At 52.6% G+C, this 14425-nt stretch carries 13 protein-coding genes and 1 pseudogene; 9 read left to right on the top strand and 5 right to left on the bottom strand.

Annotated elements, in window-relative coordinates; translation table 11 throughout:
• Positions 1-93 precede the first annotated feature (93 nt).
• The 3 genes and pseudogenes from KBY02_RS06185 to KBY02_RS06180 form a co-directional block, all read right to left on the bottom strand.
• A pseudogene (locus KBY02_RS06185) lies at positions 94-1524 on the bottom strand (IS1182 family transposase).
• A gap of 661 nt (positions 1525-2185) precedes the next feature.
• Positions 2186-2437 carry a BPSL0761 family protein gene (locus tag KBY02_RS26245; protein ID WP_308507369.1) on the bottom strand — a complete coding sequence of 84 codons (252 nt, stop codon included), beginning with the start codon at positions 2435-2437 and terminating at the stop codon, positions 2186-2188.
• A 1715-nt stretch (positions 2438-4152) separates the two neighbouring features.
• Positions 4153-4425: a helix-turn-helix domain-containing protein gene (locus tag KBY02_RS06180; RefSeq protein WP_024642203.1), complete on the bottom strand. Its 273-nt coding sequence runs from the start codon at positions 4423-4425 to the stop codon at positions 4153-4155.
• 193 nt (positions 4426-4618) lie between these two features.
• On the opposite strand from KBY02_RS06180, the gene KBY02_RS06175 reads away from it, so the two are divergent.
• From KBY02_RS06175 to KBY02_RS06165, 3 genes are all read left to right on the top strand, one after another.
• On the top strand, positions 4619-5089 hold the full coding sequence (locus KBY02_RS06175; protein WP_024642202.1) for a hypothetical protein: 471 nt from the start codon (positions 4619-4621) through the stop codon (positions 5087-5089).
• Between the two features lie 93 nt (positions 5090-5182).
• Complete coding sequence (locus tag KBY02_RS06170) at positions 5183-5938, top strand: SIR2 family NAD-dependent protein deacylase (RefSeq protein ID WP_024642201.1); 756 nt, start codon at positions 5183-5185, stop codon at positions 5936-5938.
• Between the two features lie 465 nt (positions 5939-6403).
• Complete coding sequence (locus KBY02_RS06165; protein ID WP_024642200.1) at positions 6404-6637, top strand: hypothetical protein; 234 nt, start codon at positions 6404-6406, stop codon at positions 6635-6637.
• Between the two features lie 260 nt (positions 6638-6897).
• On the opposite strand, the gene KBY02_RS06160 is transcribed toward KBY02_RS06165, so the two are convergent.
• On the bottom strand, positions 6898-7377 hold the full coding sequence (locus KBY02_RS06160; RefSeq protein WP_024642199.1) for a hypothetical protein: 480 nt from the start codon (positions 7375-7377) through the stop codon (positions 6898-6900).
• Positions 7378-7745: 368 nt separating this feature from the next.
• Between KBY02_RS06160 and KBY02_RS06155 the strand changes: the two genes are divergently transcribed.
• Complete coding sequence (locus KBY02_RS06155) at positions 7746-8186, top strand: DNA-binding protein (protein ID WP_024642198.1); 441 nt, start codon at positions 7746-7748, stop codon at positions 8184-8186.
• Here the strand turns inward: KBY02_RS06155 and KBY02_RS06150 are convergent.
• A complete protein-coding gene (locus KBY02_RS06150; RefSeq protein ID WP_024642197.1) occupies positions 8170-9024 on the bottom strand; it encodes a hypothetical protein in 855 nt (284 codons plus the stop codon). The genes KBY02_RS06155 and KBY02_RS06150 overlap by 17 nt on opposite strands.
• Positions 9025-9277: 253 nt before the next feature.
• Here KBY02_RS06150 and KBY02_RS26240 point away from each other — a divergent pair, with 253 nt between their 5' ends.
• From KBY02_RS26240 to KBY02_RS06125, 5 genes are all read left to right on the top strand, one after another.
• On the top strand, positions 9278-11110 hold the full coding sequence (locus KBY02_RS26240) for a Mu transposase C-terminal domain-containing protein (RefSeq protein WP_158527656.1): 1833 nt from the start codon (positions 9278-9280) through the stop codon (positions 11108-11110).
• A gap of 3 nt (positions 11111-11113) precedes the next feature.
• Positions 11114-12010, top strand: a complete 897-nt coding sequence (locus KBY02_RS06140) for a TniB family NTP-binding protein (protein ID WP_024642195.1) — start codon at positions 11114-11116, stop codon at positions 12008-12010.
• The gene (locus tag KBY02_RS06135; protein ID WP_024659689.1) at positions 12010-12837 is read left to right on the top strand and encodes a hypothetical protein; all 828 of its coding nucleotides are present in this window, start codon (positions 12010-12012) and stop codon (positions 12835-12837) included. The genes KBY02_RS06140 and KBY02_RS06135 overlap by 1 nt, the downstream gene beginning before the upstream one ends.
• Positions 12838-12946: 109 nt before the next feature.
• On the top strand, positions 12947-13819 hold the full coding sequence (locus tag KBY02_RS06130; RefSeq protein ID WP_024642193.1) for a hypothetical protein: 873 nt from the start codon (positions 12947-12949) through the stop codon (positions 13817-13819).
• Positions 13806-14288, top strand: a complete 483-nt coding sequence (locus KBY02_RS06125; RefSeq protein ID WP_129398314.1) for a hypothetical protein — start codon at positions 13806-13808, stop codon at positions 14286-14288. Before KBY02_RS06130 ends, KBY02_RS06125 begins: the two co-directional genes overlap by 14 nt.
• Positions 14289-14425: the final 137 nt, after the last annotated feature.

The raw sequence follows: 14425 nt of genomic DNA, 5'->3' as shown, positions 1-14425 counted from the left end.
TAATTGCTCGCAACAAGTCCTGCGAATCATCACTAGGGCCTAGGAGCCCCAGCGTCGCTTTTACCGTGCAGGGTGGCCAAAATAAAGACATCTTCAGGCCGACAGCGCCTTCATTAAACCGCTGATACCGAGAATTTTCATGACCCGCTTCAGGTTGTAGGCGAGGACGTTCAAGCTCATCTCGGCACTTACTCCGTTCAGCTTTCGTGTCAGGAAATGCGTGGCGACCATCCATTGTTTGAGTGTCCCGAAGGGATGCTCAACCTTTCGTTTTCGGATCCGCATCATTTCCGGCGCGTTGCTCAGCCTATTCTGCATTTCCTCCAGTACGGCTTCATGCTCCCAGCGCCGAACCCGCCGTTCCGTGCTCGGTGTGCACTGCGGTTTCATTACGCAGCCCCGGCTTTTCGAACTCCAGTAACGGTGCAACGTCAGGCCTTTTTCAACGTTGGTATAGCGCCAGATCAGTGTTTCTCCAGCCGGGCAAATGTATTCGTTTTTTGCCGCGTCATAGATGAAGGCATCGTTATTAAAGCGCCCGTCTGCCTTGGCTCCAGAGGTCATCGGCTTGGGCACCTAGGCAGTGATTCCTGCATCGTGACAAGCCAAGATTTCTTCGCTTTTGAAGTAACCTCGGTCAGCCACTACCGACAGCGTCTCTGACGCCATCGCCTCGCGGGCCTGCTTGGCCATCGAGCTGAGTTGATCGCGGTCGTAACCGACGTTGGTCACCTCATGCGCAACGATCAAATGGTGCTGGGTATCGACCGCTGTCTGCACGTTGTAACCGACGATGCCCGTGCCGCGAGTCATCATGGAGCGGGCGTCTGGATCGGTCAGTGAAACCTGTTTATCCGACGATTCGTTGAGCTGAGTTTCAATGACCCGTAACTCTTTCATCTGAGCTTTGAGCTTGTCGATTTTCTCTTGCAGACGAGCAGCCTTGGGCTGAGCAATCGAGGGTTCTTGCCGATCGGCTTCGTCGAGCGCAGTCAGGTACCGATTGATACTCGATTCAATTTCTTCCATCCGCCGCTTCAGCTTGGCGCTGGTGAAATTGCGGTCGCGGTTGTTGACGGCCTTGAATTTACTGCCGTCAATGGCAACCAGATTTTCTCCGAACAGTCCCAACTGCTGGCACAGCACCACGAATTGGCGGCAGACGCCTCGGATGGCCTTGCTGTTGTCTTTTCGGAAGTTGGCGATGGTCTTGAAATCGGGCATCAAACGCCCTGTCAGCCACATCAACTCGACGTTGCGTTGGGCTTCTCGTTCAAGACGCCGGCTCGATTGAATGCGGTTGAGATAGCCGTATATGTAGATATTCGGCAAGATTGCGGGGTGGTAAGCAGGTCGGCCGGTATCGGCTGGAATGACGCCTTCAAAACGTAGATTGACCAGGTCGAGTTCGTCGACGAAAACGTCCACTACTCCCACCGGATTTGTGTCACTGACGTAGTCGTCAAGGATTTCGGGAAGCAAATTGCTTTGTCCGCGATGCTCACCCTGAATGAAACGTTTCATGGGCAATCCTGCGTTAACACTTTGGGCAATCATAGCAACGTTAGCCGGGTCTTCACGTACTCTGACGTAAGCACGATATGCTACTGAATTTGAAGTTGAAGGGCTTACCCATGGATGTAATTTCAGCGCACCGATTTTGTAAAAATCACCGAGCCCAAATTGAAGCAAGTGATCGTTGTGGCTGTTTTTACTGCTTAAGTGTGTTTTCGTCCGCAGAAATCACAGAGTGGGTCGATCTGGATACCACCGTTTTGTGTCCGAAGTGTGGGATTGACTCGGTCATCGGCTCAGCATCCAGCGCGCCGGTTAACCCAGAGTTTCTTTCGAAAATGAACGAGCACTGGTTTTAGACGATCCCATCATTCGATGGTTTTCGGTCTGTCGGGAATCTACACAGAACGTGGTTTGACCCAGCGCCTTACGATGCTGCTGATCGAATACGTTTTTACACACTCTGGACCGAAAGCTGTCGGTCGCCAACGACAGCAATCGGTCAAAACTGACAGTCGTGTCCGCAGTGTGACGAGCTAGCCCCAGTTGAGGCGGTGGGCACTCGATGCTTGGGGTCCACACGACATCTCCTATCGGGACCGACAAAGACAATAAGAGACTTGGCAAGCGCGTCTGCATTACAAACGGGAGACCTTGTTAAAGCACTGGCCTAAAGATTTATCTCCGCAGTAAACATAGGGTGATAACCGCTGATGGCTAATTCCCGCCTGGGATCTCCAGGCTCTGCACTTTGAATAATGTCATCCATCTTGCCGGCGAATAGGACAAACGACGACTCAGGGTAATGTCGCAGAAGGCGCTTCGCTTCATTACGGTACTCCTCAGGAATGAGCGGGCTCTTTGACAACTCTCGCAAAAACGCTTCTGTTTGGATCACACTTCGGGTGCGTTCACTCGGCATACTCATTTCAGCCACCCCTCTAATGCGTTTTGGTAGTCAACCGATAAATGGCCTAGGCCACTATTATGACTGAAAGGCTGACGAGGTCCTAGCCGGATAGCCGCCCGCATCCTCTGCGCGCAGCGCAATAACTCTGCAAACAAATTCTGAAGCTCAACCGGCAACTCAAAGGTCTTTTGGAGGCAGCTATGGGTCGGTTGCGGCCCTTCACCAAAGGCGGCAATCGGCCAAAAACGGATGTCGAACTTCTGGTGCCAATACTGACCGGAGCTTAGCGCTCCGTCTTCGCAAGACGGTATTTCGCCCTAAAGTCCTCTGCAGCCCTGGAAGCCAATTACTGAAGAGTCTTCACTTTTGCTCGATTCCTAACAGGAGCTGGCCGCGGGGGGTTGACCAATGAAGCGTCAACGGCACCGTTTTCGCCCTCCGTCGCAGGAGTGAGAGTTACACCCGACACTGCGACGGCAAGACCAGGCAAATTTTCTCCGGGCTTACCGGCTATCGGTACAGCCGCCCCTTCTGCTTCAAACTGCACCGTCAGCCCCCAGAAGCCGTCGTGAATATTCTGGTCGCGTAGTAACGCGACCAGAAGGTCGTGTACAGAAAACCTTCGCTCTCTACCTACCATGCTTACTCCTTATAGTACAGATGCCGTGAGGCGGCTCGACGCCTACTGCTTAACGAGGCTGGCGCATCAGCTGTCGTCGGGGAGGCACGCGGTGAGTTGAGCATCTTGAATGAATGGGCCGCTGAGTTCATGAATCGGCCATCGCCCATTAATGATTTTGGCTACGAGCAGAGACTTATCGATAACTCGTTCCGGGCCCTGCCGTAGCATCAAAGGCGACATCTCCAAAAATCTCGCCACATCGAGCTTGTCTTGAGCTGCCAAAGCATAAGGGTCGTAACCGAGTCAAAAGGCCGCCTCGACAACCGCGACCAGACTGCTGCAATAGATACCTTCGGTACTTGTCTGCATGACTGCTTCCCTGTGTTAATGCCCGAGCCCCCTCCCCTTGGCGGCTCAGCTGATTGAATCAGTCCCTCGATTCAAGACGGATCACAGGTGGTTTTCAAGGTAGGCGCAGACAATCGCTAACTGTCCCGACCGGTGACCAGATATCTCATCTTCATGTTCTATTGAGCGCTGTCAGAAGCAAGTTTTTGGGATAAGCGTCGCCGTTCTCAGGACGGGGGGCTGTACGGTGCGCGACACTATCGCTGGTAGATACAACAATACGCGTAACGCCTAGATTCCTATGCACTGCACGTTATGTCGATCGATTACGGCTAGGAGAGTACGGAGTACTCCAACCAAGATCTGCGGCCCTTGGGGCATGTTCGGTCAATGTCAAAGGGACGAAAATACCGATGCATGAAGGCCTCGGTGTTTGGCTCGCTTGGTGTGCTCTGCTTGTTCTCAAGATGGGAAATAGCAACGTCGACCATAGGCATTTTGAGTAGAAGGGGCCGACTTAGGCATACGCAGCTGTGCGCATGTCTATGCTATTTCCCTAAAAGTGCGCGTGTGCTGCCCTGCACGTACGCCCCGAAGTGTGCACTATAGTGTTCATGGCGGGAAGAGCACACAGCACCGGCGAGTCCTGACTGACTCGGTATTAGCGCGTCGGAGGCCGTCCAGATGACGGAGTTCTGTGCTGAGGGCTTCAAAGATCTCTATGTGCCACCGCCAGACTTCCACCCGGCCAGTATGATTAGACCTCCGTTTGTTGGATGACTTTCTTCAGCAGAGACGCAAGGTCCGCATCAGGGTCCAGCACTAGGAATGTCTCTGCCAATAGGGTTAAAGGGTGGATGTTGAGCCGTTCGGCTAGCGCCGCAGCCTTGTCAATAGTAGGGTTTCTCATGCCTCGCTCCAGCGTGCTCATGTAGGTCCGACTACAGATGCCGTGAAAATCTTCCTGTGTCAGCCGCCTGCGCAAGCGCGCGTTGCGGAGTGCGACGCCAAAGGCTTGTTTGATTTCCATGACCGCTCCTCGCAAAAGGAACGATGAAGCCTTTTTGAACACTATAGGGCTACAATCTATAGTGTTCATTTCGTTAGAATTGCGCTCGGCTGGGGAAACCTAGCGAAACGCCCGATCGTACCTGCTCGCTACGGTATGGGCAGCCTCTGCTGCTCGTCGGAGCGGCCCTCGTCTACTTACCACGGTGCTCTGAGTGATTTTTGTTTACGACCCCGACTACCGGGAGGTGCGTTCTTGGACCCATGGGGAAATAGAAGGCCTATGCTTCATCGTCACAATCACCTGCATGCGCACCGGCCAGCGCAACCGCGCTGCGGTGATCGAATGTGCCTACGAGCTCCGCCATTATCTATTGGTCGTGAAGGACGTGGTAATTGAACAGGTACAGATGATGTGTCCGCCCACCATCAGCGGCCGACACGAATGGGTGCTTGAGAAGCTGGAGAGTATTGTGATGTTTGAGGGCGTGGCCACGGAGGACAGCGCAGTTGTCTATCGAACTGCAGTGGCTAGCTACAAGGTAGGAGATCTGGATTTGCGGTTCAGGAAGCGATCGAGGGTGCTTTATTCGTCCAAGTCCCTGTACAGCCACATTCCTTCGTACGGACCGAATGACATTAATAAGAGAGCGGCGAACCTGTATGGCCCACTATGGCAGAAGTAGGCGCCGTACCGAAATGCTGTCCACTCTCTGCGGCGCATAGGCCCCGCTGCAGATGTTCTGGGGCAGTCCACGGCAGCAGAGGATAGAGGAACTATGACAGACATGGCACTGGCTGCCGCAGCACTACGTGCCGCGCGGCGAGTTGTGGTCTTTACCGGCGCTGGGATCTCTGCCGAAAGCGGCATTCCCACTTTTCGCGACAAGCAGTCCGGACTATGGTCCGTATACGATTCCAGGCAGTTGGAAACGGCGGATGCGTTCCGTGAGAACCCGGGGTTGGTATGGGGCTTCTATTTGTGGCGAAGACAGCAAGCCAAGAGCGCGGAGCCCAATGCCGCGCACCTGGCTCTTTCTCGCCTGGCAGCTACCGAGCGCCACCTGGCCGTGGTGACTCAGAATATTGATGACCTACACGAGCGCGCAGGTACGAAAGAGGTCATCCACCTACACGGCAGTCTCGAAGTGCCAAAATGCTTTGCATGTGCCCGGCCAGCAAAGCTGACAATGACTCAAACAACCGATCCCGCTGAGGTCCTGGAGATCGAACCACCGCGCTGCCTGCGCTGCAATGGACGGCTCAGACCAGGCATCGTTTGGTTTAAGGAGGACCTGCCACTTGGGGCGTGGAAGGCGAGCATGGCGATGGTTCGTCAATGCGACGTGCTGATCTCTGTGGGGACATCAGGGGTCGTGACCCCTGCCGCCGACATCCCAGAGATCGCGCACACAGCCGGGGCCACCGTCATACATGTAAACCTGGTGGACGTATCGCTCGGAGGTAGCCGGGAACTCATGCTGATCGGAAAAGCGTCTGAGGTATTGCCGACCTTGGTAACTTCGGCGCAATGAAAGCGCCTCGCGTAAGGCGAGGCTTTTCCTGCATTTTGGTTGCATCACGCCCCCCATCAGACCTTCTGACGCCTGGCTTAGCTACCGCCGCGTCCCAAAAAGCAAAAAAGAGGCGGCTCGGCTCTGTCATCCATGCAAAATGTCGACTGCCTCAAGCTTGACAGCATTCATGACTACACTGGATTTTGCTTTGGGACGTCTTTTGGCCCCCTGCCGGCTAGATAAGAGTTAGAGGAGCCAAACCAAAAGCCCTCTCCCCCCCCCCCCCGTTCAGCCAGAACTTGGATAATGCTCTCCAAAACTGGAACAGGCCGATACTCGCGGTCCGCGTCGAACGCATACAGCGGAAAGTATTCAGCGCCAGACTTCTCCCGGGAACAGCCATTGCTCCCCAGCCCCTGCAATGACGTCCCAGTTGCTCATCTGCTGTATAGCGTTGAGCCCGCGCACCCCACGGGATTGATTGTGGCGACCGGTACCCCAAAGCAGCAACAGCGCGGTGCAGCCTTAATCCTGGTGTACGGACTGAACCGTCTTAAGCTGCTGCAAGACCGCTATCGCGTGCTGCGTAGCATGGAGTTCCTTGGCGACCTCATCATTGACCTGGCCAAGTCGATCGACGCATTGGAGGCGCCGGACGCCGCGCTTCAGCTAGAGGAACGCCCGCAGCCGGTGTTGCCACACGGCTGCGGCTGCTAGGTGACCGCATGCGGCAAGAACTCAAGGCCGCAGCTGCGCCCTATTCGGCAGTGGCCAAGACCGGGCTGGAGGGTTTCAAGCGCCGCTTAGCCATCTGAGTCTCCCCGAAGGCGTGCTGTGGCGGACTGACTAACTGCCCCGGCATGGCTGTGTCTCCAATTGCAGCGACACTTGCGCACTGACTCAGCGTGCTAACAGCAAGATCAATAGCATAAGCCCGGCGAACAACAGGCAAGCGCTCGCCAGTCCCGCCCGTTTGATCAATCGGTCCAGTTTGCGATCCAGCCCATGCACGTGACGTTCGAGTGTGCCGAGTTGACCGAAAGCCGCCTCACCATTGGACTGATTGTATTGGAGTCCAGGTAGGTTGAACTGCGATAACTACGTGTGGCGATCAAGCTCCCGCCTGCCCTGGTAGAACCGATAGTGATCATCAGCAGCATCCTGACGTTATCTGCCCAATGCGAGCCTTCCAATGCTTGTTTGAATACCAAGTCGCAGGAAAATTGGATCATCACGCCATACGCAATCAGAAAGAAACCTTTGAGAAAGCGGTCGTCGCGGTAGTCGACTAAAAAGATGAAGACGGCAACAGCGCCATTAGATATGGCCATCGCGGATGCATCAATCTCGAAGAAACGGTATGTAATCCAGCTCTGAATGACATTGACCAAGAGGGCCAGGAGCGAGCCCGTTTTGGTAGATCGCCAGTGCCACAGGTTCTTTTTTGCAGACGACACCACTCTACTCCAACTTGGCCCCGCTTTGTCTAGATGCTATCGGTAAGGCACAATGTAGGCTGCAGAAGGGTTTAACTCACGTATTGAATCGCTCCGCCGAAAAACTGTCCTTAAGCTTTTACCAAAGGGTATATTATAGAATTACTGAAAACGCAGAGTCTGTTGGCACCCGGTGATGGATTAAATGGTGCATAGAGAGGATTACAGGGCTTCACCTGTTATACTTTCTCCCGCAGCGGATGTACGCGGGCGCTTACTATTTTGTTATAAGCGATGTCTAAACCAGTGCTTCAACATCGCCACATAGAATTGGCATCTGCACATAAATGCTAAAATCTGCTAAGACAAAATAACTGTCGGAGTTTTTTATGAACAGAAAGATCACACAGCTTGATGTTGAAAACGCTCTAGAGCGCCTGAAATCTCTTGGCAAAACGCCGACGCTGGAGGCTATTCGCACTGCAATGGGCAACAAGGGCTCGAAGGCAACAATCATAAAACTTTTGAAGATCATTAAGTCAAAGCCAGAATCCCCCCTGGTTGGTGACAAATTTCTTACCCCCATGCCCTCCTATCTTTCGAAAGCCGATTTTTATGAGAAACTTGATGATAAATCCAGCATGGAAGACGCTATCAATTATCTTGTTTCAGAAAAAGACGATCCGACAAGAATTATGAGCGATTTATGTGTAGTCATTCAGCGTTTAAGGCTCGAAGTCAAACAGTGCGAGACGGAGATGAATCAGATCCGCAGTTTACTCAAAAATGTCTCGGAGACGATGCAAACCGCAATCAGAGGACAGGTGTAGTTGCTCGTGCTTTGTTAAGGGCTCGGTACATACGAGCGCGTACCTTTCTATAGACGCGCCGATCAAACTCGTCAATCTGAGACTGCAGCGGCATATTTCGATGCTTGATGAAGTCTCCCAAGCGAAACTGATCTTCCCAGTTTAAAGTGTACACGGCCTCACGCCATGCGGGCCATGCGCGTACACTTGCGATGCTTTCATTCCTGAAAAAATCGTCTTTGACCAAGCCCCAAAACCTGAACGCTATGGGCACTTCCACATCGGTCACGCCAAATAACGTACCCACTGCCTTTTCCAGTTTCATTTTGATGAGCCGCAACAGGTCCGCAGAATGGTCCTTCCAAAGCCGAGCGCTAGTGAGGTCGACATATTCGACGCATAAGCGGCGTCCAATTTCCCGATGATGATAGGGAGCTCTCTCACAGCTGAGCATGGCCAGCAGACAGGCGAGTCGATCCAGGGCAGATAGTTCCGAGGGCCCTTCAAACCAGAACCTATCATTCTGCCGGCGTATCCAGCCAAAGGATTTCAGTATCCGGACGCTATCAGCTTGAGTGCAGGTCAGGCTGAGGGCAGCCCAAAATGGGTGATCGAAAAAAGATTTGACCGCTGGCGCTGCGGCGAAGATTTTTTCCAGGCGAGAATGATGAGGCTTGTGACCGTCGAGGAACCGGCGCCAACTTTTTTCATCAACCGAATGCCTGGGCAGGTGTTGGTCGGCTTCAAACCACCGTGCCAGACCCCATCCAGTGCGAGAGACGTTTATCTCGTCAGCTAGGCTTGCTGCGGTCACCATCACTCGAAAATATTCCGCCAGCGGCTTTGTGCGTCTCGCCATCTATCCTCCTGGTGCAGTTGCCTATCAAACCAGAGGATCACTCGCATTTACAATGCGCAATTTTTTGAATAAGTGTAAAGCTTTATAACTTATTGTTTTACAACATTTATACAAATTAATCCAGTTTACATTTTTGCCCGTTTGTATGCCTGTTTTTGCCCTGTAGCCTCTGTTCCACACGAAAGAGACCGGACCAATCACTGATCCGAAGCTTCGTGAAACCAGATCTAGAGGAAAAAAAATGAGGGTGTCCGTGGCACCAGGTACCGCCGTAATCGCGCTCGGAAAGCTGGCGATGATCACGGCGATAGAAGGTGAAGACTCAGTAAAAGTCAGGATTTCGGAAACAGGCCAAACTCACGTGGTGACGGTTGCGGAATTGGAAATGGTACCCGACGATCATTCGGTGATGGAGAAGGTGTCTACATACGACCCAACCGACCCTAGAGAGGCTGCACGGTTGATCCTGGCCGGGGAGCGCGCAGGCATCATCAAGGGGTATCTAGACGGAAGCCTTCAGTTGCTGGAAGCAGCTGGCAAGCTCTCGCTAAAAAAATCGGCTTTTTACAAACTCGTATCGCAGTTCAACCACAAGCTTGGAGCGCTCAGCATTGTCAAATCCTCCGCTGGGCCTAAAAAGGGTAGCCAGCGCATTTCTCCGCAAATCATCAAGATTATCGAGGAGTGCTTTAGGAACCATTTCCACGGGGCCTCCGCATCTTATTCCCATGTCTGGAAGCAAGCGCAAGCGCAGTGCCATGTGAAAGGCCTGAAGCCGCCAGGGTTGTCTACGGTGCAACGCTTCATAAAGGGACTCGATCCCAAAGTCGTGTTCCGCATGAAATATGGGGCTGATGCAACCAACCAAGTGTTTGAGTCCCGTCCGGGCTATGTCCATACTGATTACCCCCTGCATCATGCTCAGATGGATCATACCCGCGTCGACATCATCCTTTGTGACGAGCAGGATCGAACCAAGATCATTGGCAGGCCGTGGGTCTCGCTGCTGGTGGATGTCCATACCCGGGTGATTCTCGGGTTTTACCTCAGCATGTTTTCGCCAAGCCTCGTTTCGGTCCAACAAACCGTTTGCATGGCTGCCCTTCCCAAAAACAGGGATTCCCCTAATTCGCCTACCTATGGGATCAATTACCCCTACTACGGCATGCCGGAGTTCATCGGCATGGACAATGCGGCGGAGTTTCGTTCACCTATCCTGGAGGCCGCTTTGGACCTTCACGGATGTACAGCTCATTGGCGTAGGGTTTACAAGAAACACATGGGGGGAGTCATTGAAAGCCTCATCGGCACGCTGATGACCACCGAAGTGCATTTTCTACCCGGCACGACCTACTCAAACGTCAAGCAGCGCGGTGAATACAACAGCGAAGCACGCGCGGCCATGACTTTCAAGGATTTCAGATCTTGGTTTGCAGGGCAGATCCTGATTTATCACGGGACCGTCCATTCGACGCTCCGTTGCTCGCCCAAAGATGCCTGGACAAACTACTTCTCACGCGAAAGTGGGAAACTGCCGCCCGTGGCAATCAATAAACGTAATTTGTATCTTGACTTCTTGCCTGAAAAGCACAAGCCCATACGCAATAACGGAATAACTATCAATGCGGGCATCTATTATTGCCGCGACTTGATGGCACACCAGGGTCGAGGCAAGGTTGTGGTCAAGTTTGACCCTTACGACATGACCAAAATCTGGGTGAAGTTAAAAGCGGAGTACGTTCTAGCGCCCCTTGCCCGGGCCTCCCATGATTACGTCAATTTTGAATATTATCGAACCAATCGAGCATACAACAAAAAACTCCCACCGGGAACGGTCACAGATCCAGAAGCCTTACTTCAACTGATTCACAACAACAAGCTTGTGATGCAAGCCAAACGTAACACTCAGAAAAGCAAGCGTGATGCGAAAAAACAGTCAGCAGCTAAATCCCACCACCGCGAACATTTATCCAACGGCGTGCCGAAGCATATGCCAAAAGAAATTTCCTCTGTGCCCGTCGCGGCCCCAGTAATCGAGCGCGTTGATTACAGTCGACCACCTACGCTTTTTGACACCAAGGACTGATTCATGACAACACCAACCCATCTTTATCCTCACCTGCGTCAATCGTTGCAGCATTACCCCACATTGCCTGACCAAGAACGCGTCTTGTTTTGCCTGGAAGATGTATTTATTGATTACCCGGCAGCACAATCAATTATCGAGACCTCCAGTTACATGCTGAAGGTAAAGCGAAAAGTTCAAGCACCTTGCATGTTGGTATGGGGAAGTGGTGGATTCGGAAAAACCAGCATCATCAGGCAACTGAAGGCTCACAATGCCAGTCAAGAAGAGAAGCTGGTATTCATGAGCTTGCGCCAAAATCCGAATAACTATAATTTCCGCGAATTACTGTTTGAGGCGTTTGGATTACCCATCAAAAGGAAGTTCAGCTCATATGACGCCTCCAAAGAATTCACCCTAACGGTAGAACGACAGAATATCCGCGGAATCGTAATCGATGAAATCCATGACGCGTTGACACTTACCGCTTTTCAGCAAAAGGTCAATCTGTCATTGCTCAAAAACCTTTCGGGCGATCCTTATAACCTGAGCGTGTTTGCCTTTGGGATCGACAAGGCCAGCGAGGCGCTACGTCTGGACCCCCAACTCGAACGTCGCTACATGCAGTGGCCGTTGCCCATGTGGTCCCTCAATGGTGATTTTCGCGCTTTTTTGGCTGGGTATGAACGCGTGCTTCCGTTGAAGATAGCCTCGAATCTGTGGTCAGAAGAACTGGCAACGCGGCTCTTTGCCTTGTCCGCCGGCTTGATGGACGCCGTAGCAAAGATCATCCAGGTCTGCGCGGCCGAGGCAATTCTTTCGGGTGTCGAGAAAATCACCGCCGAGATTATCGATCGCGCCCCCTTGCTCGCCGCCAAGTTCGGCGTCTCTATCCTGCTCCACTCCCCCTCTGACCGATGATGAAAAATATCAGTTTGATCAGGCGAGCGTTTGATGTAGACCAGCACCTGGTGCTGCGTACGCCTCAGGTGGAGGCTGCCATTCAACAAATGATGGCGGCGTTGCAGACCGAAGCCGACCCCGTGATCTATCTTTCCGGCTTGTCGGGTTCGGGCGTTTCTACCGTTTTGGCTGAGACATCACAACGCCTGGGCCACGCAAATGGCACAGCGTGCTTCACGTTGGCCAGACCGGAGATCAACGACCAGTATCTGCCAAGCGAGTATCTGCTGCACCATTTTGGGTTTCGGTTCGCGACTCGGCACTACCATAAGGTATTGCCCCGAGAAGTCTTTGCGCTTGGAGGCATACTGGCCCATTCGATAATGCTCATAGAAGATTATCTGGCAGGCGTAGCCAGCCTAGAGCAAAAACGCAAGCATATGCACCAATGGAGTCAGCTTACTGCGCCACCCATTTCACTACGCATCGTGCTCGCCGGCCCTTCTGATCACATCAAAGGGTCGTGGGCATCACATCGGCCAAACGGTCGAACGATTTGTATCGAAGAATGGCGCTTTAATGACTTGTTCCGGAATTACTTGAAGGACATTTCTTCGCTCGTCTACAGGACGTACGAACTCGATGTCGATTTGCCACTCTACGCGAAATCACTTTTCAAGCTCAGCCGGGGTAACACTGCGCGCCTGCTCGAATACCTCCGAGAATGCGTCAGGCGCACCATTTTGTCAGCAGAAACTGGTGTCTGCGCCAAGCTGTTCAAACTGTCCTATCGAGAAATTGTATATGCCAATGCCAAATCACTCCGTGACCTTACCGATAGCTGAAGAGTCGTTCTCATCGTGGTGCCATCGGCTGCAACCTCGCACAGCAGCGCAATGGCGTGCGATTGACGAGATTCTGAACCTGAAACCCCACCCCCTTGCGGAACTTCGGTTGCGTGATCCGGATTTCGAGTCACCGCCCGTCTTCGAATCACGCATTAAGGATGCGTTTGGCCTGAAGAAAGTGGCGTTTTTTGAGCGCTTTCGTGCTGATTGCCTTTGGCTGGTGCCGCACACTGTCGGAGATTACGCCTGTGCCGACTGCATCGCTAACGCACTCCGCCAACATGGTCGAATCGTCCTAATGAAATCGTGGCGGTACCTGTTAGCACCCATCTGTCCAAAGCATTCAAAGATCCTGACAGATTACGGCAGACGAAAATCCAGCTATCTACAGTTCTTGACCGGTCCACCAGTCCCGCTACGGTTAACCATAACTGGTTCCGCGCTCGACGCTGTGATCAAGGCAGGATTGAAGGTACAGGTGCTGATGCTAAAACTCGAGAAGCAGCTAGTCTCCAATCCTCACAGCGCAGGAACTCGAGAATTCTCAATCTTTCATGCGCGAAAGTACATCATGGAGTTTTTGCTGCACGCCGCCCACTACGGCGCGGGCCTCGCGACTCAATTCGTCACGACTCCCAGGGCCGGAGACGTCGCACTGACAGATATGCGTTTCAAGCTTCTCATGAAAGTTGGTGCACTTCAGGCCAACGCTGCAGAACGCACCTGCGCTTTGATAATGATGGGCATCATAACTGGGTATGTCACCCGCCAGGAGATTGAGGAGCTCAACAACCAGACCGAATATGTCCGAAGCTGGTGGGCGTGCAGATGGGATCCAGAATTTCTCGGAACGTCCTGCAGCCAAATTTACAAAAGTCACGACCAGACGTACTCGCGGCAGATCCGAAATGCGCTGGGCACCTTCAACCACAAACACACCAAGGCATTCGTCAGGGGGATGGCGCTTGAGCCGCTATAACAAAATTTCAAAAATCGACTTCCGTTATGTGAGATTAGGCATTGGGACGCCACCGAGTACCAGCGGCATCCTGCCCCACTATCTTAGCTTTGCCATGGACAGACAGTCAGGAAAGGTCTTCGGATTTATCCTCACACGCAACATTCCAGTTCAACGACATAGGTTAATCCTATCTTGCCGTATGCGGGAGAATGTAGCATCTCATTCACCCTGGCGCCTCTCCTTCGACGGGTGCGCGCCATGGTTTCCGGGCGTAGCAAGAATTCACACCAGCGCTACTCATACGCAGTGTTTTCACCGCTGGAATTTAAACGAAGCAGATGAAGCATTCGTTGACTTCATCATTGATCTACCATTGAAGTACTTGAGAAAAATCATCGAATGGGGTTACTTCCAACCGAGCATTGCTGATACATATTTTCAGGAAAAATTTAGCGAACACAACTTGCTCGCCCAATACCTCAAATAGCGTATTAGAAAAATCTAACAGGTTCAGACGAGGCCACTTACATCCGGTAGTCGTCGCCTTCGTTGCGATCTGCCCTTCCTGGAAACCTGGTCATTAATCACCGGAAAACCATGCCATCTCAAGGTGTTTTTTCCGTT

The sequence above is a fragment of the Pseudomonas sp. P129 genome (genome assembly GCF_020312195.1).
GTDB classification, from domain to species: Bacteria; Pseudomonadota; Gammaproteobacteria; order Pseudomonadales; family Pseudomonadaceae; genus Aquipseudomonas; species Aquipseudomonas fragariae.
This window is presented reverse-complemented; position numbering and strand designations above follow the sequence as displayed.